Source organism: Cloacibacterium caeni (genome assembly GCF_907163125.1).
Lineage (GTDB): Bacteria > Bacteroidota > Bacteroidia > Flavobacteriales > Weeksellaceae > Cloacibacterium > Cloacibacterium caeni_B.
This window is the reverse complement of record NZ_OU015319.1, coordinates 2,926,508-2,949,813: the sequence shown is the minus strand read 5'-3', so window position 1 is coordinate 2,949,813 and position 23,306 is coordinate 2,926,508. Positions and strand designations below refer to the sequence as shown.

Sequence of the window (23,306 nt, the reverse complement as noted above, 5' to 3'; positions counted from 1 at the left end):
TTTTTTATAGGTAAATTTTCCTTATAAAAAGTCAATTCGCTTTAACGAGAATTTTATCATCTCAAGAAAGTAATTTTCTTAGATTTTTAGAAATTCATCATCAGTTTCACACTGAAATTTCTGCCCATGTTAAAAACGCCCATTCTACCTGTTGCTGGGTTTTCTGGAGCATATTTTAATCTGCTCAAATGGTTCTGATACGCTACATCTGTTAAGTTTTCTCCGCTAATGAAAACATTGAAAAAGTCTTTTTTACCAAATGCCTTAATGTCTGCGCCAATTCCTACACTCAAAAGTGTGTAACTAGGAGTAGCTGTTTCTGTATCAAAAGCGCTGTAAATATTATTTTGTTTGAAATAATGGTCTACTGAAAATTTAGCATAAAAATCAGAAAAAGTATTATTCACTTTTTCGAAATTGGTTTTAATCTCTCCACGATATTTTGGCGCTGGAATAAATGGTAAAAACTTTTCATTTTCTGGACGATTATTCTGCGTAGCTCTTACATAAGAAAATGAATTTTCTACATGCAACCAATCAAATGGATGCGGATGAAAATCTAAGAAAATCTCTCCACCGAAAAGCTGAGCGTTCCCTTGAGTAAATCTAAATGCAGGAACTGGATCACTTGGGTCAATAATCACATCATTTCCGTTGGCATCTTGCATTTTTTCGGTATAAATATAATTAGAAATGAAGTTGACAAACGGTGTAAATTCAAAACTAATATGGTCTGAATTTAAGAAATAAGCAGCATCAATTTGGTGACTGATTTCAGATTTTAAGTTAATATCACCAATTTCGTATCTGAAAGTTCCTTCATGAATTCCGTTAGAAGAAAGTTCTGCAATATTCGGTACTCTGAAACCTCTAGAAAGATTTAATTTAATGGTAGATTGCTTGTCTAATTGGTAAGACAAACCTAAACTTCCAGAAATTCCGCTGTAATTTTTATTAAATTTCGCAAATTTCACATCGGTATTTTCCAGCATTTCTTGAGCATCTACATTTCTATTGTCAAATCTCAATCCTCCTGCTAAAGTCAGATTTTTGTTAAAAGTTTTCTGCGTGAAAACAAACGCTCCTGCATCGAAAAATTGATAATCAGGAATAAGCGCTTCTACTCCTTTATTGGTATTCGATTGTTGCATCCCACCAATTCCGAAAGAAGTTTCCCAATTATTGGTTTCTTTCACGTTATATCTTACGTTATAGTTGAAGGTATTTAAATCAAAGAACAATTCTTTTTCATCAGGCTTAGTTGCGTCTGCAAATTCTTTTCTTTTATTATTTTGAAAAGCAAAATCAGCATTGATGGTTCCGTTTTTCAATAAGAAATAATTGTTTGAAGTTAATCTCAAATGATTGATTTTCTGGTGTGGAAATCCTACTTTATATCCTTTGTAATCTTCATCAGTAGCGGTAACATCGTCTCCATTGTTATTGATAAACGTGAATTTTCCATCAGCATCTCTTTCTCCTTCCACAATATTCAAAGTAGTATTATAAGAACTCACGTTAAAATAAGAATGTCCCCAGTTTTTATTGATTCCTAACATTAAGTTGCCGTCCAATTCTTTGAAACCTGAGTTCAAGACTTTTCCGTCATATTTGTTTTCGTAGTTACCAGCCAATTTATTGGTCAATCTTCCTTCCCAAACGAAGCCGTTTTTGTTTCCTTTATTCGAAAAAGAAGTCGCAATTAAATTGTTATTCGTTTGATAATTGGTAATCAATTGATTTTCGATTTTACCATTTGCAGCTACTTTTGGAGAAATAAAATTCAGTACGCCTGCAATTCCGTCTGAACCGTACATTAAACTTCCTGGACCTTTTACAATTTCTACTTTCCCCACCGAAAATTCATCGATTTCTATTCCGTGTTCGCCGCCCCACTGTTGACCTTCTTGCTTGATTCCATCTACCAATGTAATCACTCTATTGTAACCTAAACCTCTGATTACAGGTTTAGAAATCGCCGCTCCAGAAGTAATTTGGTTCACTCCCGGAATATTTTTCAATCCATCAATTAAATTAGTGGAAGCGTTTTGGTTGATGATATTTTTATCTACAGATTTAATGACTACTGGAATCTTTTTCAGTTCCGAAGCTCTGGTAACTGCCGTTACCACCACCTCATCTATTTCTTTGGCAGATTTTTGAAGGGTGAAATCAGAAACAGCATCTTGACTCACTTCTATGGAAACCAATAATGAAGTATAGTTATCTCCTGTGATTTCTACGAAATATTTTCCAGATTTTAAGTTTTGGAAAGTGTAATTACCATTTTGGTCTGAAACGGTACTTTTTTTAAGGTCTACCAGATAAACTGAAGCATTTTTTACAGGCTCTTGAGTATCAAAATCAGTGATTTTTCCGCTTAATTTATATTGAGCCATCACCAACTGTGCTGCAAAAAGCATTGCAACAAAAAAATATATTTTTTTGATTAACATTTAGATTAATTTTTGTTAAAATTGAAATAATAAGGAATTTGCGAACTTCTAAAAATAGCATCGCAAGTCATAAAAAATTCTAAATGAAAACTGGTGGCGCCCGTAATGAGAAGAATACTACTTTTTCTGTAGGTACAGTAAAGTGATATTGGAAATTTTTAAGCGTAAATTTTTTAGAAATAATGAACAGAAAATTTGCGTCGGAATCTAAAATTCCTATCCCAGCATTAAAAAAGTGTGAAGAGAAACAATCATCTACTCCACCAAAATTTACAATTTTTTCAGAAACGGGTTTCTTGCTAAAAGACAGTAAATCTTCTTTGAAATTATTGGTGTGAGTATGGAAAAACCCCGAAAACACTACAGCAAACAGATATACACTTGCAAAAAGTGATGCCAGAAATCTTCTGTTTGAATGTAATTTTTTGTTCATTCCAGCAAAAATAGCAATATTTTATTAATAGCCAAAAAATCAAATATGACCAAAAACATGGTAGCTCGTTTTGTATTATTTTGTAAATTTGCATGTCAAATTAAAATACTATGGGTAACGCAAGTTTGAAAAAAATCGCGGTGCTTACTTCGGGTGGAGATGCACCAGGAATGAATGCAGCAATTAGAGCAGTGGTAAGAACTGCTAACTACCATAAAATAGAATGTGTAGGAGTAAGAGGAGGCTACACTGGTCTTATAGAAGGTAATTTTACCAAAATGGGACCTCGTTCTGTAAACAATATCATTAATTTAGGAGGAACAATCCTTCGTTCGGCTCGTTCTAAAGAATTCAGAACCGAAGAAGGTAGACAAAAAGCTTTCGAGCAATGCCAGAAAAATGGTATTGACGCATTAGTATGTATTGGTGGAGATGGTACATTTACAGGAGCTAAAATTTTTGCAGAAGAATTTGGCGTAAAAGTAATTGGCGTTCCAGGAACCATTGACAATGATATCTTCGGTACAGACTTTACCATCGGTTATGATACTGCACTGAATACTGCAATGGAAGCCATTGACAAAATTAGAGATACTGCTACTTCTCACAATAGAGTATTTTTCATCGAAGTAATGGGAAGAGATGCTGGTTTTATCGCTTTGAACAGTGGTATTGCTTCTGGAGCATTAGATATTCTTATTCCTGAGAAGAAAGATAGCTTAGAAGATTTGTTCGAAACTTTCGAAAAAGCACAAAAAAGAGGAAAAACTTCTAGTATTGTTATTGTAGCTGAAGGTGAGAGATTAGCTTCTACTTATGAATTAGCCGAACAAACTAAACAAAGATTCCCAGATTATGATATTAGAGTTTCTATTCTAGGACACATCCAAAGAGGTGGTGCACCAAGTTGTGCAGACAGAGTTTTGGCAAGTAGAATGGGATATGGAGCTGTGGTAGGACTTATGAAAGGATTAACGAATGTAATGGCAGGAATTAGATCAAACGATTTAGTTTTTACGCCAATAGAAGATGCTATTAAAAAGCATAATGAAATCAATCAAGATTTACTCCAGATTGCAGAAATCTTGGCAATGTAAATTAATTTAAACAACTAAAAACAAAAAATATGTCAACAATTAAAGTAGGAATCAACGGATTCGGTAGAATTGGAAGTCTAGTTTTCAATGCAATGTTAGAAAGAGATAACATTGAAATCGTAGGGATTAATGACCTTATCAACGCAGAATACATGGCTTACATGATGAAGTATGATTCTGTTCACGGCAAATTTAATGGAGAAGTAAGAGTAGAAGGAAATAACTTAGTAGTAAACGGAAAAACAATCAGAATCACTTCTGAAAGAGACCCTAATAATTTAAAATGGAACGAAGTTGGTGCAGATTACATCGTAGAATCTACAGGACTTTTCTTAGATAAAGGTACAGCTTCTGCTCACATTAATGCAGGTGCTAAAAAAGTAGTTCTTTCTGCTCCATCTAAAGATGATACTCCAATGTTTGTAATGGGAGTAAACCACAAAGAATTACCTGCTGATTTACAAATTTTCTCTAACGCTTCTTGTACTACTAACTGTCTTGCTCCTTTAGCAAAAGTAGTTCACGAAAACTTCGGAATCGTAGAAGGTCTTATGACAACTGTACACGCTACTACAGCTACTCAAAGAACAGTAGATGGTCCATCTATGAAAGACTGGAGAGGTGGTAGAAGTGCATTATTAAACATTATCCCTTCTTCTACTGGTGCTGCTAAAGCGGTAGGTAAAGTAATTCCTTCATTAAACGGAAAATTAACAGGTATGTCTTTCAGAGTACCAACTGCTGACGTTTCTGTAGTAGATTTAACGGTAAGATTAGAAAAAGCAACTTCTTACGAAGAAATTTGCGCTGCTATGAAAGCTGCTTCTGAAGGTGAATTAAAAGGAATCCTAGGTTACACTGAAGATTTAGTAGTTTCTCAAGATTTCGTAGGAGATAAGAGAACTTCTATCTTTGACAAAGATGCTGGTATCATGTTATCACCAAACTTCGTAAAATTAGTTTCTTGGTATGATAACGAAACTGGTTACTCTAACAAGTTAACAGATTTATTATTACACTCTGCTTCTTTATAATCAGAATGAAATAATATCAAACATAAAAACCTTCGGAAACATTCTGAAGGTTTTTTTATGTCAATTTTTTTTCGAAAATAGAAAAACCATCTACTCTATTTTCAAAAATAAAAAGCCATTCTTTCGAATGGCTTTTTATTTGAATTTATATTTTAATCTTATTTGATAATTACTTTTGAAACAGACATTCCTTGATCTGATTTCAGCATCAGTAAATAATTACCACTTTGTAAATTGCTTACTGAAATAGTATCATCTCCAGAATTGGCTGAAACTTTTTGAGTTTTAAGCATTTTACCACTCAAATCATAAAGATAAAGATTACCACCTTTTGCATTAGAATATCTCACACGAATTACTCCGTTTAAAGCAGGATTCTGTAAAATTTCTAGGGTTACTTTTTTAGCATTCACCGCTAGATCATCTGTAGACAAACTCACTTGTTTCACGAATAAAGAATTTGTAGGATCCCATTCATACCAAGAGTCTTGAGTTACATTCACAATATCACCAGTCTTGGTTACTCCTAAAGTACCAGTAGAACTTCCATCTCTGAATAAGAAACTTACTTGGCTAACATTCGGGAAAGTATATTTAAACCAACCTGGATTATCCACATCTGCAGTCATATTTATAGGAGTTCCCCAAGTTGCAGCAGGAAGTGCATTAGATGGAGAATAATTCCAATAATAGATTTTTGGTGATGGCCAATTTGGGGTAGTTGTAGGCGGTTTAAATCTTACTACAATATTTCTTAGTGTTTCAAAAGTGTAAGCTCTCTCTACAACTCCTGAACTTAAACCTAAATTATCAAAAGCTACCGCTTTTACAGTAGTATTAGAATTTACTGTAAAAGAAGAACTATAAAGTGGTGATGAAACTGTAGGCTCTGAACCATCTAAGGTATATCTAATAGTAGGAGCGTTTTCACTATCATCACTTGCAGAAATAGTAACTGTAACATTTGTTCCAGAAACATTTTTGCTACTAGAAGGAGTTATAGTAATAATTGGAGCAACATTTATTGCTGTTTTAGTCCAAACTGCATAATCAGCACCAGAAGCAGAAAGAATCCAACCTGTTCCTAATGAAGGCGTCCAAGAATAAGGTCCGATTTTAACAGCAACTACTGGTTCTGTATCTGATGCATTTTTTTTAATATAAGCAGCGTATAAACCAACCTCCGCTTTATCAATGGTAATATGGCTATACGCATTTATTCCAGTAGTTTTCCTTATTGCCATTAATTTATTAATTTCAGAAGCATAACCTGTACCATAATTTCTTGTTACGCCATCTTTAGCATAAGTTCCTCCATAATAATGTGGCGCAAAAACACATGGAATTCCAGGGTGAGTAAGAATATAAGCGTAAGCTTTAGGAATGTTTGACCCTAAAAAAGCCGAACCCTTAACAAAGGTATCATGATTATCAACAAAAGTAACCGCTTTTTCAGAGAACCCAATTTGCCCAGCTAAACCTGCCATGCTACCACTCGAATTTAATGTAGAATATTGATTAGTAGGATTTTCTTGAATTATTTTTGATAAAGTATAATATAGAGAAAAATCAAATGCTCCAGAAATAGTAGCTCCGCCAGAATAAGTACCGTTAATCCAATTTTTCAAAGCATTTACATTTCCATCCCAAAACTCACCTACAGAATAATATGGCTTACTATCATTGATATAGTTCCCAAAATATGAAGCTGAAAAACCTTTCGCTACATCCCATCTCCATCCTTTAAAACCTAAAGCTTTTAATCTAGACAAAAAATCTTTTACTCCGTTTTGAACGGTAAGATTAGTATGGTCTAAATCTCTAGAACCTGGAAACTCTTCACCAGTGTCAGCAGCTCCAAAAGGTCTGCATCCTGTATAAACATTAGCAGGATTTGCAGCATCATCATTACTACAAATCGTTTCACACCCCCAAGTAGGATTGGTAAAATCCGTCCAATTTTTTGTACCACTTCTGTGATTAACTACAACATCTGCAATAGGATAAAGACCTCTTGCATTCATATTAGCAAGCATTTTTTTTAATTGAGCTTCAGAACCCCAAGAAGTTTGAGAAAAATTGAACCATTCTGTAGGAAAATAACCTACACCTCCTGTTGAAGCACTTGGTGGTGGCAACCAAATCATATCAAAACCCATCGCCTTTAAATTTCCGGCTCTTGAGTTATAATATTCGTAAAAGCCACCTTCACTGGTGTGTCTTGACTGAGAGTATTCATCCCAACCAAAAGACTGGAACATAATATCATCTAAATAATCTTGTCCTTTTACGGAAATTACAGATAATAAGAGTACCAGCAATAAAGTAAATCTATGTTTCATTTTGTTCGTATTTAAGAAAGTAAAGATATATAAAAGAAATCTTTTTAAGAAGCATTTTTTTATGACTTTTGTTATTTTTCTAGAAAAAAAAGTCATTTTTTTAACACAAATCTTAAAAAAAGGAATATTATTTTTTATTTCCCAATTCATTTCTGAAAATAAATTCTTCAGTTTTTCCTTTTAATTCTAGTTTTTTGAAGTAATAATTTCTAGATAATTTTCTTAAAAAATCTTTTTGGTCTACTAGATTCCAATAAAGATCTTCATGAATTCTTTGAGGCAATCTTCGGATATAGAAATCCGTTTTCCAAGTATCTTCATTGTGATAAAATTCTATCACGCCACAATGCTCAGGAATTTCTTCCAATGCAATCATTCCCATTGGCAATAGAAAACTAAAATGATTACAAACATAATCACCACAACCAATTTTGTCATGCTTCAGAAATTTTTCTCCGCTATTTTGATTTTGATAAAATTTTTTGAAATCATTTTTGAAATCGCTCTTCGATAACTTAATTTCAATTTCATGAGAAAAACCTTCCTGATTAATCACCAAAATATCAGCTTCCCAATCTGTATTGAAATGATTGGTCAAGACAATATCTTTTTCAAAATCGCAAAATTTTTGAATGTAGGCAAAAGTAAGTTCCTCTACTTTAATCATCGCAGAATTTTATGAAACCAATAAACTGCAACCGCGAATATCAGAATGGTCAATTCTTCCCAAAACCTGAAACGCATGTTTGTCATTCTGAGCATAGCGAAGAATCTCAAAATCATTTACAATTTTGCCCAAATCTTGTGTCGCAATAAAGCTGCAAGAATGTCTATTCGCCAAGTCTATGATGTTAATGGCGCCAGTTCTCCCTGCTTCCATATAAGAAAACGGATCTTCGGTATTTCTGATTAGAACACGCATCCAGTTGGGCGTTTCGTAAATATTTTCGCCTAGAGAATACGCCTGAGAAAGGAGTTCTGTCATCGAATATTCAGAGAAAATTTTATCTGTCCCGAAACCTTTTTGTAGAATTTTCAAAAGTTCATCTTTGGTCATTTCTTCTTTTCTACCTTTCATTCCACCCGTTTCTATGACTGTGAGGTATTCCGAACGAATTGAAACAGATTCTTCACTTCGTTCAGAATGACAATAATCTAAAAAATCTAATAAGGCAAAAGAAACACCGAAAAGAATTACTTTTCTATTTTCTTTACCTAATTTCTGTAAAAGTTCAAACAATTCTTGGTGATTATAGAGAAAATATCCGTTTTCTGGCTTTCCAGACTTTTTCATCAAAAAATCTACCATATAAATCAATGAAGAATGCGGATTTTCTGAATAATTAGGCAATAAACCTAAGAAAATATAATCTTCTGGTTTCCCTATAAATTGCTCAAAACTCTTATAAATACTTTCTTCGTAAAGGTTAAAATCTGCAATATAATGTTTAGAACGCGTCTGAATTTGCGTAGTTCCCGAACTTTGAAAATAACTTAAAGGTTTGTCAGTCTGAGCATAAACCGAAGGTTTACGAACGAAGTTCACGAAAACTTTGTCTAATACCAAATGGTTTTTAAACATTTCGATTGGTAAAAACGGAATATCTTTTATTTCTTTAATTTCCGAAGGGTTTTTACCCAAAAAATCTACAAATTTTTGGTAAACTTCTACATTTTCGTACTGATAGAGAAACGTTTCCAAACATGCCGCTTGGAAATCTGCTTCAGATTTTATATTAAAAATATTTTTAAACACAGAGATACAGAGATTTTATATGGAGTTCACAGAGTTATTATAAGGAAACATTTCCGTTCAATATTCTTCTGTAACCGTTTTTAAATAAGTTAGTATTAAAATTAATAAGTAATCCCAATCTACAACCGCTTAATTTTAAATATGTTAAAACTTGAGCAAGATGCACATCGTTTAGTGCTTCACAGGATTTCACTTCTATTACAACGCTTTTTTCAACTAATAAGTCAATTCTATAGCCAATATCTAATTTCACTTCTTAGATTAATGGCATTGGTTTTTGTTTTTCTACAAATAATCCAGCTTTTGAAATTTCATAAAATAAGCATTCTTCATAAGCACTTTCCAAAAGTCCAGGACCAATATTTTTTATGAATTTTTAGTCCCAAATCAAAAATAATTTTAGAAATTTCGTTTTCGTGCATACTATATTATTTTTTTTAGCCACAGAGACATTGAGTTTTTCACAGCGCTCACAGAGAATTAATTTTGTGCTTTCTGTTATTTTCTGTGTCTCCGTATTTCTTTAAACCACGGACTTACAAAGTTTGCAAAAGCTTTTTATTCCTGTGTGCTCTGTGCATTCACTGTGTCTCCGTGTTTCAATATTTTAAATTCCTCTCCATCAAAAACACCATACGTAAAATACGAAATCCAATCACCCAGATTCACATGTTTCGCTTCCTTCCCATCAACTTTCAAATCTATAATCATAGGCAAATGACGATGACCATATACGAAGTAATCTAAATTTTCAGACTTCAATTTTTCTTTAGAATATAGGATAAGAAATTCTTTATCCTCGCCTAAAAACTTCATGTCTTCTACTCCACTAATCATCTTATTTTTGGTAGAAAAATAAATCGCAATTTTCATCGCAATATCAGGATGAAGCCACTTAAAAAACCATTGCGCAATAGGATTAGTAAAGAGTTTTTTCATTCTCTTGTAACCTTTATCACCTGGTCCAAGTCCGTCACCATGAGCTAAAAGAAAGTTTTTCCCAGAAACTTCATAATATTGTTTTTCGAAAAAAACTGGAATCCCAATTTCTTCTTCCAGATAATCTTTCATCCACAAATCATGGTTACCCACGAAGAAATAAATGTCAATTCCACTGTCTTTCAATTCTGCTAATTTTCCTAAAATTCTTACATAACCTTTCGGAACTACATATTTCCATTCGTGCCAAAAATCAAACAAATCGCCCATTAAAAACAGAACTTGCGCATCTTGTTTTATTTCGTCTAACCATGCTAAAAATTTAGCTTCTCTTGGCTTACTCAACTCTGGAGTTGGCGCACCAAAATGCTGGTCAGAAGCGAAGTAGATTTTTTTATCAGGCTGTAATTCGATTTTCATTTTTTTAGCTAAGATTAAAATCTTAGGGTAAAATATTTTTCGTCGCTCTGCGACTTCATTAATAATTCTATTTATTGGCTCTTTTAACTTTTTACTTGGCTCTTTAAGAATTTTCTTCCGCAAACCATTCTCCGTAAGAATTTTCGGTTTCGTGGAGTTTCAGATATGCCAATTGAACGTGAGAAGGCAATTTATTTTTAATTTTTTCGGCAATTTCGTAGAGCATATTTTCACAAGTTGGTTGATAATTGCACTCTATTACTTTATGTCCTTTTTGAGCCAAATCTTCTCCCAATTCTTTGTGCGGAGTAAGTGCATTTAGCAAAACAGCATGATCCCATACATCTACAATTTCTTCTTTTACAATTTTTTTGATATCTCCAAAATCGACCACCATTCCGTTTTTCACGTTATTGATGTCATTAATTGGAGTTCCTTTTACGGTCACAAAAAGTTTGTAAGAATGTCCGTGCATATTTTTGCATTTGCCGTCGTAGTTATACAAAACATGCGCCGTCTCGAAGGTGAAAATTTTGGTAATGCGTATCATGGTGCAAAGATAAAGAATTTTTGAATCTAATTAATTTAAAGACTTTAATCAAATAATTAATAAATTTGAAAAAAAATAAAATGTCAAAAATTTACTCATTCGTTTTCTTATACTTTATTATTTCAGTTAATGCACAAGTTACTTTCAAGAAAAACACTATCATTGAAAGTGGACAGGCTCCAAATGTAACTTTAGTTTGTGATTTAGACAATGATGGATATAATGATGTAATTGTAGGCAAAAACACATCTTCAAATCTAGTATGGTTTAAAAATTTAGATGGAAAAGGTAATTTCAGTTCATCAAAGTCTATAAATAATGAATCCGACGGAATTTCATACATTAAAACAATTGACATTGACAAGGATGGGGATTTAGACATTTTTGCTTTAAAAGAAGTATCTGCAACAATATACAGAATAATATTTCTTGAACATCTTGATGGTAAAGGTACATTTGGTTCTCCAAAATTTATAGGTAATTATTATATTTATGGAACTCCTGTTTTTTTTGATGTTGATAAAGATGGAGATGATGATTTGTGCTATTCATATTATAAAACTTCCTCTAATTATACTGTATATTTTGTTTGGGCAGAAAACACTGATGGAAAAGGAACATTTACCAAAGAACATTTGATTACTAGCAGTGAAGCTCCATCAAAATTTTCAGCCATTGATTTAGATCAAGACAATGATTTAGATATACTTACAAATGACTCTGATATTTATATCAATTCAGGAACAGGAATATTTACTAGAACTTACGATGGTAGTTCTTCATATTCTCTATTATCCTCTATTGGAGATTTTGATAATGATGGTGATTTAGACACAGCAAATTTTAAAACATTAGGTTACTCTAATAATACAATTAGAATAATTTACAACAATGGCATTGGAGGAATATCTACTAAAACAGTTTTTAACCTTGGCACTCAACAAGCTATATCACTTCTAAATATGGATGTAGATGAAGACGGCAAAATTGATATTATTGTTTTCACTTTTAATGAAGTATTTTGGATTAAAAATTTAGGTAATAGTACATTTAGTAGTAAAAGATTAATAACTACAGAAATTAATAACTCTACTCTTGGTTCTGGTGGTACAAAAACAAATAATCAAAATTTAAGTTACGGTGATTTAGATGGTGACAATAAATTAGATTTAGTTACCGTTTCTAATTATGATCAAAGAGTTCGTTGGTATAAAAAAAATAATGAAGAATTTATCAAGCAAGATTATTTAATATATACAATAGCTCCTGTATATGATTATCAAATTTTAGATTTTGATAAAGATGGAGACGCAGATTTTTCATTATTTTCTTTTTACGATTTTATTTTAAGAATTAATAACAATAGTCTAGGTCAATTTGAATTTCCAAAAAAAATATCACCTTTTATTACTAACGAAAGCACCAATGGAAATGATAAATTTCACTATGATGACATTGACTATGATGGAGATATAGATATTCTTTTTACAAAACAGACTGCAAATTTTCCAAACAAAACCAATGAAATAGTTTGGCTAGAAAATATTGATGATCTTAATTTAAAATACACTGAACATTCAATATTTACAGAAACAAATGTCTCTTCATCAATATATAATATTCAAAATTTAGTTTTTAATGATTTTGATGGAGATAATATATCAGACATATTAGTTAATTATTCTCTTGATAATAAAAATACTTTTTATTTATTAAAAAATGATGGAAAAGCTAATTTCAACAAATCAATTTTAAACATAAAAGCCAATACATTTAAAATATTTGATTATGACAATGATAATGATTTAGACATTATTTCAAATCAATCTTACAACACTTTTTTCTATAAAAATATCGATGGCAAGGGTAATTTTGTATTGGATAATACAAGAGCAGACATAAAAGAAATAACAAATTTTATTGATTTGGACAATGACAATGATTTAGATATAATATATTTTGATAATTCTTACAAATTAAGCTGGTTTGAAAATACAGACGGTAAAGGTAATTATTCCTTACAAAAATCTATAAATTTTCCTAAATCCTTTTTCTCCTCAGATAAATTATTTTTTACGGATATAGATAATGATAATGATTTAGACATTTTTATTACAAATTATGACAATAACTTGTTAAAACTTTATACTAATATAGGAAATAATATTTTTGATAACGGCAACATTATATCTTCAAATTTCTATTCTAACAGTTTAGACTTTATTGACATTGACAATGATGGCAAAAAAGATATTTTCGCAAAAAATATATACAATTTTAATCAAGAAATAGCATGGTTTCAAAACTTAGGAAAAACCTTAAATACATCAGATATAAAAAACGAAATATCTATATACCCAAATCCGTTTAAAGATTACATTAAAATCAATTTAAACAATATTAAATTAATAAAATTAATTGACATTTTAGGAAATGAAATAAGATATTCAAATGAAAATTTTATAAATACACAGAATATTTTACCTGGTAATTACTTCCTAATTATAATTGACAGAAACGGAAAAACATATTATAAAAAATTAATTAAATTTTAATTCAAAATATTATAATTATTTACAACAATGAAAAACCTTTTCAGATTTTTGTTGCTTTTCTTGGCAACCAATCTATTTGCACAAAACAGTCAGAGATTTTTTCAAAAAATTGAATTTAAAAATAACACAGCAGAAATTTCTGTCAATGATGGATTATATCAAGTGAAATTCTACACGCCAGAAATGGTAGAAACGGCTTTTATCCCAAAAAATCAAACGCTTACAGAAAATTCTCACGCCGTAATTCTCTCTCCAAAAGTTGTAAAATACAACTTCAGAGAAACCAGAGGTTTTGCATGGATTGAAACATCTGGAATTACCGTAAAAATTCAAAAAGTGCCTTTTCAAATTTCATATTACAAAGGTGATGAACTCTTGATTTCAGAAAAAAATGGTTACGGAACGTATGAAAACGGCGAAATCAATAATCATCCACAAAATTTTGAAACATTAAATTTCAATCTTTCTCCAGACGAAGTTTTATATGGAGCTGGAGCAAGAGCGCTCGGAATGAATCGCCGAGGAAATAGACTAATGCTCTACAATCGTGCTCATTACGGTTTTGAAACTCACGCTCCATTGCTCAATTTCACGATGCCAATTGTAGTTTCAAGTAAAAAATATTTGATTCATTTTGACAATGCTCCTATTGGTTACCTCGATTTAGACAGCAAAAAAGACAATTCATTGACTTACGAAACGGTTTCTGGAAGAAAAGTGTATCAAGTCATTTCAGGAAATTCTTGGGAAGATTTGGTTAAAAATTACACAGATTTAACAGGAAAACAACCGATGCTTCCAAGATGGAGTTTAGGGAATTTTTCGAGTAAATTTGGGTATCACACGCAACAACAAACCGTGGAAACCATCGAAAAATTTAGAGCAGAAAAGATTCCAGTTGATGCCATTATTTTAGATTTATATTGGTTCGGGAAATCTATTCAAGGAACGCTAGGAAATTTTGCTTGGGACAAAGATAATTTCCCAAAACCTCAACAAATGATTGATGATTTGAGAAAAAACAACGTAGAAACCATTCTCATCACCGAACCTTTCGTAGTGAACACTTCTTCGCGTTATCAAGAAGCTCTTGACAAAGATATTTTGGCAAAAAACAACGAGGGAAAAGCATTTATGTACGATTTTTATTTCGGGCACACTGGTTTGATTGACATTTACAGCCAAAAAGGAAATTCTTGGTTCAAAAATATTTACAAAGACTTATTAAATCAAGGCGTTACAGGAATTTGGGGAGATTTAGGTGAACCAGAAGTTCATCCTTCTACCATTCTTCACGGAAACGGAAAAAATGGCGACCAAGTTCACAATATTTACGGAATGGATTGGGCGAAATTAGTGAAAGAAAGCTTTGCAGAAACTTCACCAAATGCTCGTCCGTTTATTTTGATGAGAGCTGGTTATTCTGGTGCTCAAAGAAATGGCCTCGTTCCTTGGAGTGGCGACGTTTCTAGAAGTTGGGGCGGATTGCAAAGTCAGCCTGACATTGTTTTACAAATGGGACTTCAAGGAATAGCTTTTATGCACAGTGATTTGGGAGGTTTTGCAGGAAAAAATGAAGACGATGAATTGTATGCTCGTTGGTTGCAATACGGCGTTTTCAACCCAATTTACAGACCTCACGCTGACGAAAATGTTCCAAGCGAACCGGTTTACAGAAGCGAAAAAGCAAAAAATTTAGCCAAAAAAGCGATTGAATTGCGTTACGCTTTGCTTCCTTATAATTATAATTTGGTTTTCGAAAATCATAAAAACGGAACTCCGTTAATGCGACCTTTATTTTTTGAAGAACCAGAAAATCAAGAACTTTACACGTATAATACCGCTTATTTTTGGGGCAAAGATTTCTTAATTTCTCCGATTTTAAATAAAGGACAAAAAGAACAAAGCATTTATTTCCCTAAAAATTCTGATTGGGTAAATTTCTATATTGATGAAAAAATTTCTGGCGGAACTACTCAGACTTTTGCCACGGAAGAAGATAAAATCCCAACTTTTGTAAGAGCAGGAAGTATTATTCCAATGGCGAAACCGATGCAATCTACCAAAGAATATGATGGAAATTCTTTGATTTTGCATTATTATTTTGACGAAAAAGTAAAAGAAACCCAACTTAAATTGTACAATGATGATGGTTTACAAAACGAAGCCTACGAAAAAGGACAATTTGAAATGATGGAATTTGATGCTGAAACCAACGGAAAAACCATCACTTTTGAACTGGAAAATGAAGTGGGCGCTAACTTTTCTGCAAAATCTAAAAATATAGAACTCGTTATTCACCATGTTTCTAAAAATCCAAATTCTGTAAAAGCAGGTTGTAAAAAATTAGAATACACTTATGATTCTGAAAAGAAAACTTTGAAAGTGAATTTGGTTTGGGATTCTGCTAAGGAAAGTAAAGTGAAAATTAAGTTATAAAATAAAATCGCCTCGCAAAATTGCGAGGCGATTTTTTCAACAAATTAAAAACTATGGACTCTTTGTTTGTTAAGAGTGACAAATGGAAATGAATTATGAATAAATCATTTTTTATTTTCTAAAATTTCAGAATCTTTTAAACTATATTCTTACTTTTTACTTGAGTCTTTTTACTTGGCTCGTTTTACTTTTTACTTGGCTCTTAATTAATGGAATTGCTCCGCTTCAGTAGAACCAGCTAAAGCTGTGGTAGAAGAATTTCCTGCAGTTACTACGGTTTGAACTGCATCAAAATAACCAGTTCCCACGAAACTTTGGTGTTTCACTGCACGGAAACCTTTCGCTTGTAATGCAAATTCTCTTTCTTGCAATTCGCTGTAACCAGCCATTCCTCTTTCTTTGTAAGCCAATGCCAATTCGAACATCGCAGTATTCAAAGCGTGAAAACCTGCCAAAGTGATAAATTGGAATTTGTATCCCATTTTTGCTAATTCTTCACGGAAAGTTTCCATTTCAGGAACGGTTAATTTCGCTGCCCAGTTGAAAGATGGAGAACAATTGTACGCCAACATTTTTCCAGGGAATTTCGCATGAATTCCTTCTGCAAATTTTCTCGCATATTCTAAATCTGGGTTAGATGTTTCCATCCAAATTAAATCAGCATAAGGCGCATAAGAAAGTCCTCTGTCAATGCCTTGTTCCACACCACAATTCACTTGGAAGAAACCTTCAGAAGTTCTCTTTCCAGTTACAAATTTTTTATCTCTATCATCAATATCAGAAGTCAATAAATCTGCTGCATCTGCATCTGTTCTTGCCACTAAAACCGTAGGAACTCCGCAAACATCTGCTGCTAATCTTGCTGCAATCAATTTATTGATCGCTTCTTGAGTTGGAACCAAAACTTTTCCGCCAAGATGACCGCATTTTTTAGCAGAAGACAATTGATCTTCGAAGTGAACACCAGCTGCACCAGATTCTATCATTTGTTTCATCAATTCAAAAGCATTCAAATTTCCACCAAAACCAGCTTCTGCATCGGCAACAATTGGAACTAAGTAATCTTTTTCACCACCTCCATTTACAGACTGAATTTGGTCTGCTCTCAAAAGTGCATTATTGATTTTTTTCACCACTGCAGGAACCGAATTGGCAGGATAAAGCGATTGATCAGGATACATTTCTCCAGAAAGATTCGCGTCTGCGGCAACTTGCCAACCAGAAAGATAAATCGCTTCTAAACCTGCGTCCACTTCTTGAACCGCTTGATTTCCTGTTAAAGCGCCTAAACCTGCAACAAAATCTTGATTATTTAACTTTTTCCAAAGCAACTCAGACATTTGAGTAGCGATGGTATAATCTAACTTGTATTTTCCCCTGAGTTTTAAAACTTCTTCAGCCGAATAAGGTCTTGTAATTCCGCTCCATCTTGGATTTTCTCTCCATTCTTTTTCGAGCGCTTGGATTTGTTCTTGTCTGTTCATGATATTTTGGGTTTGTTTTGTTTATTATAATTGACAGCGTTCATGGAGTTTTTCACAGAGAACACTGATTTTTTTAAACGCAAAGCGCGCAAAGATTTTTTTTATTTTTCTTGAAAATATTTTTAAGTTCACAAAGAATCATCAAAGATGATTTGCAATGTCCGCAAAGGTTTTTCCTCTTTTTAACACAGAGTTTTTTCTTGGCTCTTTTTACTTTTTACTTGGCTCTTAAATAAACGGATACGCTTTTAAGGTTAAAAAATCCTCGAAATTTTCATCGAAAATCAATTCATTAAAGAGTTTGGTTGCTAAATCAAATTTTCCTTTCTCGAAACGATTTTCGCCTACATATTTTTTAATATTTTCGAGTTCTTCTTTCTCAAATTCCAGAACCATTTCTTGGGTCAATGTTCTTCCGTCATTAAGTTTTGCTTGATTTTTCAGCCATTGCCAAACTTGAGTTCTAGAAATTTCTGCAGTGGCAGCATCTTCCATTAAATTGTACAATGCAGCAGCTCCAGTTCCCATGAGCCAAGATTCTATATAAAGAATTCCTACGTTGATGTTTTTTCTCACGCCTTTTTCGGTGATTTCACCTTTTGGAACTTCTAATAAATCTGCCTCTGTAATATGATAGTCTTCATGTTTTTTATCTATTTGATTTGGAGTCGGCATAAATTCATCAAAAATTTTCTTCGCTACAGGAACCAAACCAGGATGTGCTACCCAAGTTCCATCGTGACCGTTTTTCACTTCACGCTCTTTGTCTGCACGAACTTTTGCATATGCCAATTCGTTTTCTTCTTCATTATTTTTCACAGGAATTTGCGCTGCCATTCCTCCCATTGCATGAACTCCACGTTTGTGACAAACTTGAATTACTCGTTTAGAATAAGCACTCATAAAAGGCGAAGTCATGGTCACTTGATCTCTGTCTGGAACTAAAAATTCTTTGTGATTTCTGAATTTTTTGATGTAAGAGAAAATGTAATCCCATCTTCCACAATTGAGTCCAGAACTGTGTTCTTTGAGTTCGTATAAAATTTCATCGAGCTGAAAAGAAGCAGTAATGGTTTCGATGAGAACTGTGGCCTTAATAGTGCCTTGAGAAATACCTAAATAATTTTGTGAGAAATTGAAGATCTCATTCCACCATCGTGCTTCTTTATAGTGCTCTAATTTTGGTAAATAAAAATAAGGACCGCTTCCGTTTTCTAATAATTTTTTCGCATTTCTGAAAAAATAAATCCCGAAATCAATTAAAGAGCCAGAAGCTTTTTCTCCATTTATTGTAATATTTTTTTCGTCTAAATGTAAACCACGAGGTCTTACCAAAAGCACCGCCAATTTCTCGCCCAATTGGTATGATTTCCCTTCTTCGTTTACAAAATCTATGGTTCTATTAATCGCATCAGAAAGATTAATTTGTCCTTCCATGCAATTTTCCCAAGTTGGCGAATTAGAATCTTCGAAATCTGCCATAAAAGTAGACGCCCCAGAATTCAAAGCATTGATAATCATCTTTCTATCAACAGGACCTGTAATTTCTACACGTCTGTCTTGTAAATCTTTTGGCAATCTGCTGCACACCCAATTTTCTTCTCTTATTCCACGAGTTTCTTTAGGAAAAGCAGGCATTATTCCCTGATTAATCATTTCTTGAACTTTTTTTCTTTGTTCCAAAAGTTCTATTCTCTTATCATTAAATTTTTTATGCAAGTGAATCAAGAATTTCACCAATTCTTCCGAGAAAATTTCGGGATAATGATGAGTGGCTGTTATTTTAAAATTAGACTCCATAGTATATTTTGTTGTGGGTTTCAAAAAAATGTGGTTATTAGTTTTATTTGAAACGAAATGAATAGATTTTGAATTAGTTCTTTTGCAAATATAAAAAATATTTTCACTTACAGCGAACGTTCGCTAAATTTTTAGAAAAAATTATTATGCGAAAAATCGCTTATATTTCTTATCTTTGAATTTTAAAGGGTTTTACGCCTTATTTAGATTCAATAAAAATTTTATCATGAGCAGCGAAAGTGATTTTATCAAGACCGTTTTTGGTTTAAAACTGAGACAACAGAGACAAAAAAGAAATTGGTCTTTGCAAGATTTAGCAGATAAAACCAAACTTTCTAAATCGTATCTCAACGAAATAGAAAACGGAAAAAAATACCCTAAACACGACAAAATCATTCAGTTAGCTGATGTACTGAATTGTAAATTTGACGATTTAGTCTCTACCAAATTGGACAAAAACCTAGCTCCTTTTAGTGAGATTTTACAAAGTGATTTCTTCAAAGAAGTTCCTCTAGAACTTTTTGGAATCAATAAAAATACACTCATTAATATCATCAGTGAAGCTCCTAAAAAAGTAACTGCTTTTATCAACACTTTGATTGAAATTTCACAAAATTACAATCTCGGAAAAGAGCGTTTTTACTTTGCCGTAGTGAGAAGTTTTCAAGAATTATACGACAATCACTTCCCCGATATCGAAGAAAAAGCCAAAAATTTCGCCGAAGAAAATCAATTAAAGCTTGGGAAAAATATTGACATCAAACATTTAGAAAAAATCCTGATTGATGTTTTCGACTATGAAATAAAATCCGAAGATTTTGAGCAATACGGAACCTTAAATCATCTTCGTTCGCTTTACGTTCCTGAAAAAAAATTATTGCTCCTCAATCGTTTGCTTGACGAAAACCAAAAAACCTTTATTCTTGCCAAAGAAATTGGCTTTCAAGTTTTAGAACTTAACCCAAGACCGAATACTTATTCTTGGTTAGATTTTACGAGTTTCGAAGAATTATTGAGCAATTTCTACGCTTCCTATTTTGCAGGTTGTATTCTGATTCCAAAAGATGAATTGATTGAAAAAACAGAAGAATTCTTTGACGAACCAGACTTTAATTCTCAAAAATTTGATGAATTAATTGCCCATTTTACCAATTCTCCTGAAACTTTTTATTACCGATTAACCAATTTACTTTCAGCCGAATTTGGGATAAAAGATTTATTTTATTTGTGTTTTGTCAAAAAGAAAAACACAGACAAGGTTCAAATTCTCAAGGAATTACACTTAAATCAACAACAAGCTCCTCACGGAAATGCGACTAACGAACATTATTGCAGACGCTGGATTGCCATTAAAAATCTAAAAGAACTAAAAGAAAACGAGACCGCTACTTCTGCACAAATTTCGCATTATAAAGATTCTGGATTGAGTTATCTGGTTATTTCTACCTCTCACAGAAATCCATTTTCAGACGGAACCAACAGAAGTTACTGCTTGGGAATTTTATTGAATGCTAATTCTTTGAAAAAAATAAAATTTGCGAAAAACGACAGCATTAAATCTGAAGATGTAGGCGTAACCTGTGAAACCTGCAGCATCTCTGACTGCGAAGTAAGAAAAGCACCACCAAGCCGATTAGAAAAAGAACACTTCAATGAAAGCATGAAAAAAGCGATTGCAAAAATCAGAAAAGAAGTGCTTTAATTTACGATTTGTGATTTGTGATTTGCGATTTTGTTAAGATTTAAATTAACTATTAGAATTATTTCTTTTTAACATTTTTTGCGGATAACTTTAGACAAAATCTATTGAAATTTTATTTTGTTGGTACTATCTTTGACCTGAGAAGATTATGAATTTCGACAGAATAAAAGAAAAATTAGAAATCCTTGCAGACGCTGCTAAATACGACGTTTCCTGCTCTTCGAGTGGTGGAAATCGCAAAAACAAAGGCGGATTAGGCAACAGTCATACTGCGGGAATTTGTCACTCTTACACAGAAGATGGCAGGTGTATTTCCTTGCTCAAAATTCTCTTGACCAATCATTGCATTTACGACTGTTTATATTGTGTTTCCAGAAAATCAAACGACATAAAACGGGCAGCTTTCACGGTGGAAGAAGTGGTAGATCTCACCATGAATTTTTACCGCAGAAATTACATTGAAGGCTTATTTTTAAGCTCTGGAATTTTTAAAAATGCAGATTTCACCATGGAACGATTGGTGAGAATTGCCAAAAAACTGAGAGAAGAACATAACTTCAATGGCTACATTCACCTAAAAACCATTCCTGGAGCAAGTGATGAACTGATTAGAGAAGCGGGATTATATGCAGACAGACTTTCCATTAATTTGGAAATCCCTACAGAATCTGGTTTAAAACTTCTCGCTCCCGAAAAATCCCATCAAGACATGATAAAACCGATGGGTTTTATTAAAAATGCTTTAACGGTTTATCAAGAAGAAAGGAAAATTTTCAGAAAAGTTCCGAAATTCTCTCCAGCTGGTCAATCTACCCAAATGATTGTGGGCGCAACCAATGAAACAGACCTGAAAATTATTCATGTAGCCAAACATTTTTATCAAAATTACAACATGAAACGGGTATACTATTCTGGTTACGTTCCTGTTTTAGAAGATAAAAATTTACCTTCCATTCATGCACAAGTTCCAATGAAAAGGGAAAACCGACTGTATCAAGCAGATTGGTTGATGCGTTTTTATGGTTTTGATGCCAATGAAATTTTAGACAAAAATCATCCATTTCTAGATTTAGAAGTAGACCCAAAATTAGCTTGGGCGCTAAGAAACAGAGAAAAGTTCCCTGTAAATATCAATACCGCTCCGAAAGAAATGCTGCTAAGAATTCCTGGAGTAGGCGTAACTTCTGTAAATAAAATTCTGATGGCGAGAAAATTTCAGAAACTGAATTTAGAGCACCTCAAAAAAATGGGCGTTGCCACCAACAGAGCCAAATATTTCATAGAATTTGAAAGTCAAAATATTTTCAACCGATTGATTGATGAGCAAAATTTTAGACAAATCATTGTAAACGGCATGAAATCTAAATGGCAAAATCCGTTTTCGGAGCAGTTGAGTTTGTTTTAAATTGCCACGAATGCACGAATATTTAATTATAAAGATTATCATTTATATTTCATTAATAATTTATTATCATTAATAAAAATTGACCACCCTACTCTACGATTCCACTTTTGAAGGATTAATGACGGCTGTATTTGAAGTTTTCGAGTACAAATATGACGTGGTGGAAATTGTTGCTCAACAAAATTACAGTCAAGAGAATTTCTTCGCAGAAACACACGAAGTCATTACTGATTTTAACAAATCTGACCGAGTTCTGAAAAAATTAGAACAAAACCTAGGAAAGCAAGGCATTTCTCAACTCATGATTGTTTATTTCTCGGAGAGAAAAGACTTAGAAAGATTAATTCTGAGCGCAGTTCGACATTCTATAAAACATCCAAAACAAAATATTTTACAAGATTTTGGGAATGAAGATATTTTAGAAATTTCTAAAATTTGTAGAAGTGTGAGCAGAGAAAGACACAGAATGCTGGCTTTTGTACGATTTGAATTATTACAAGATGAAGTGTATTTTGCCAAAATAGAACCTGATTTTAATGTTTTACCACTCATTAGAAAACATTTTAAAGAAAGATACGCCGACCAAAAATGGATGATTTTTGACTTGAAAAGGCATTACGGAATTTTCTATGATTTAAAAGAAGTTCATTTTTTCATACCTGATTCTTCTCAATTGCAAAATTTCAGAAATTCTGAACAATTCCATCATGAAGAAGAGAAAAAATACCAAACACTTTGGCAACGTTACTTTGTAAAAACAGGAATTCCTGAACGAAAAAACATGAAACTTCATATTCAGTGGGTTCCAAAACGATACTGGAAATACTTAACTGAAAAGTATTAAAAAACAAACCTCTCTAAAATTGCTTCTAAAGAGGTCGAAATTTTATGTTT

16 protein-coding genes and 1 pseudogene are annotated in these 23,306 nt (G+C 32.7%); 7 read left to right on the top strand and 10 right to left on the bottom strand.

What is annotated here, in order from left to right:
• Window positions 1–86: 86 nt before the first annotated feature.
• Window positions 87–2,456, bottom strand: a complete 2,370-nt coding sequence (locus KKQ79_RS13685; RefSeq protein WP_213190610.1) for a TonB-dependent receptor — start codon at window positions 2,454–2,456, stop codon at window positions 87–89.
• A gap of 79 nt (window positions 2,457–2,535) precedes the next feature.
• A complete protein-coding gene (locus KKQ79_RS13680) occupies window positions 2,536–2,889 on the bottom strand; it encodes a hypothetical protein (protein WP_069798571.1) in 354 nt (117 codons plus the stop codon).
• 110 nt (window positions 2,890–2,999) lie between these two features.
• Between KKQ79_RS13680 and pfkA the strand changes: the two genes are divergently transcribed.
• A complete protein-coding gene (gene pfkA / locus KKQ79_RS13675; protein ID WP_213190609.1) occupies window positions 3,000–3,986 on the top strand; it encodes a 6-phosphofructokinase in 987 nt (328 codons plus the stop codon).
• Window positions 3,987–4,015: 29 nt separating this feature from the next.
• Window positions 4,016–5,020 (top strand): type I glyceraldehyde-3-phosphate dehydrogenase, encoded by a 1,005-nt coding sequence (gene gap / locus KKQ79_RS13670; protein WP_104794269.1) that lies wholly within the window; start codon window positions 4,016–4,018, stop codon window positions 5,018–5,020.
• Window positions 5,021–5,178: 158 nt separating this feature from the next.
• Here the strand turns inward: gap and KKQ79_RS13665 are convergent, their stop codons facing one another.
• The 6 genes and pseudogenes from KKQ79_RS13665 to queD form a co-directional block, all read right to left on the bottom strand.
• Window positions 5,179–7,362 carry a chitobiase/beta-hexosaminidase C-terminal domain-containing protein gene (locus KKQ79_RS13665; RefSeq protein WP_213190608.1) on the bottom strand — a complete coding sequence of 728 codons (2,184 nt, stop codon included), beginning with the start codon at window positions 7,360–7,362 and terminating at the stop codon, window positions 5,179–5,181.
• Between the two features lie 127 nt (window positions 7,363–7,489).
• A complete protein-coding gene (locus KKQ79_RS13660; protein WP_213190607.1) occupies window positions 7,490–8,029 on the bottom strand; it encodes a hypothetical protein in 540 nt (179 codons plus the stop codon).
• Window positions 8,030–8,038: 9 nt separating this feature from the next.
• Window positions 8,039–9,118, bottom strand: a complete 1,080-nt coding sequence (locus tag KKQ79_RS13655; protein ID WP_213190606.1) for a LuxE/PaaK family acyltransferase — start codon at window positions 9,116–9,118, stop codon at window positions 8,039–8,041.
• A 37-nt stretch (window positions 9,119–9,155) separates the two neighbouring features.
• A pseudogene (locus KKQ79_RS13650) lies at window positions 9,156–9,464 on the bottom strand (GxxExxY protein).
• A 212-nt stretch (window positions 9,465–9,676) separates the two neighbouring features.
• Complete coding sequence (locus KKQ79_RS13645) at window positions 9,677–10,477, bottom strand: UDP-2,3-diacylglucosamine diphosphatase (protein ID WP_213190605.1); 801 nt, start codon at window positions 10,475–10,477, stop codon at window positions 9,677–9,679.
• A 103-nt stretch (window positions 10,478–10,580) separates the two neighbouring features.
• Window positions 10,581–11,027, bottom strand: a complete 447-nt coding sequence (queD, locus tag KKQ79_RS13640; protein ID WP_104794264.1) for a 6-carboxytetrahydropterin synthase QueD — start codon at window positions 11,025–11,027, stop codon at window positions 10,581–10,583.
• A gap of 80 nt (window positions 11,028–11,107) precedes the next feature.
• On the opposite strand from queD, the gene KKQ79_RS13635 reads away from it, so the two are divergent.
• Window positions 11,108–13,582 carry an FG-GAP-like repeat-containing protein gene (locus KKQ79_RS13635; RefSeq protein ID WP_213190604.1) on the top strand — a complete coding sequence of 825 codons (2,475 nt, stop codon included), beginning with the start codon at window positions 11,108–11,110 and terminating at the stop codon, window positions 13,580–13,582.
• 27 nt (window positions 13,583–13,609) lie between these two features.
• A complete protein-coding gene (locus KKQ79_RS13630; protein WP_213190603.1) occupies window positions 13,610–16,021 on the top strand; it encodes a glycoside hydrolase family 31 protein in 2,412 nt (803 codons plus the stop codon).
• 206 nt (window positions 16,022–16,227) lie between these two features.
• On the opposite strand, the gene aceA is transcribed toward KKQ79_RS13630, so the two are convergent.
• Together aceA and aceB are read right to left on the bottom strand one after the other, a co-directional pair.
• A complete protein-coding gene (aceA, locus tag KKQ79_RS13625; RefSeq protein WP_347813937.1) occupies window positions 16,228–17,505 on the bottom strand; it encodes an isocitrate lyase in 1,278 nt (425 codons plus the stop codon).
• Between the two features lie 228 nt (window positions 17,506–17,733).
• Complete coding sequence (gene aceB / locus KKQ79_RS13620) at window positions 17,734–19,305, bottom strand: malate synthase A (RefSeq protein ID WP_213190602.1); 1,572 nt, start codon at window positions 19,303–19,305, stop codon at window positions 17,734–17,736.
• Window positions 19,306–19,531: 226 nt separating this feature from the next.
• On the opposite strand from aceB, the gene KKQ79_RS13615 reads away from it, so the two are divergent.
• From KKQ79_RS13615 to KKQ79_RS13605, 3 genes are all read left to right on the top strand, one after another.
• Window positions 19,532–21,007 (top strand): helix-turn-helix domain-containing protein, encoded by a 1,476-nt coding sequence (locus tag KKQ79_RS13615; protein WP_213190601.1) that lies wholly within the window; start codon window positions 19,532–19,534, stop codon window positions 21,005–21,007.
• A 148-nt stretch (window positions 21,008–21,155) separates the two neighbouring features.
• Window positions 21,156–22,412 carry a putative DNA modification/repair radical SAM protein gene (locus KKQ79_RS13610; protein ID WP_213190600.1) on the top strand — a complete coding sequence of 419 codons (1,257 nt, stop codon included), beginning with the start codon at window positions 21,156–21,158 and terminating at the stop codon, window positions 22,410–22,412.
• 79 nt (window positions 22,413–22,491) lie between these two features.
• Window positions 22,492–23,256, top strand: coding sequence for a TIGR03915 family putative DNA repair protein (locus tag KKQ79_RS13605; protein WP_213190599.1), 765 nt, complete (start codon window positions 22,492–22,494; stop codon window positions 23,254–23,256).
• Window positions 23,257–23,306: the final 50 nt, after the last annotated feature.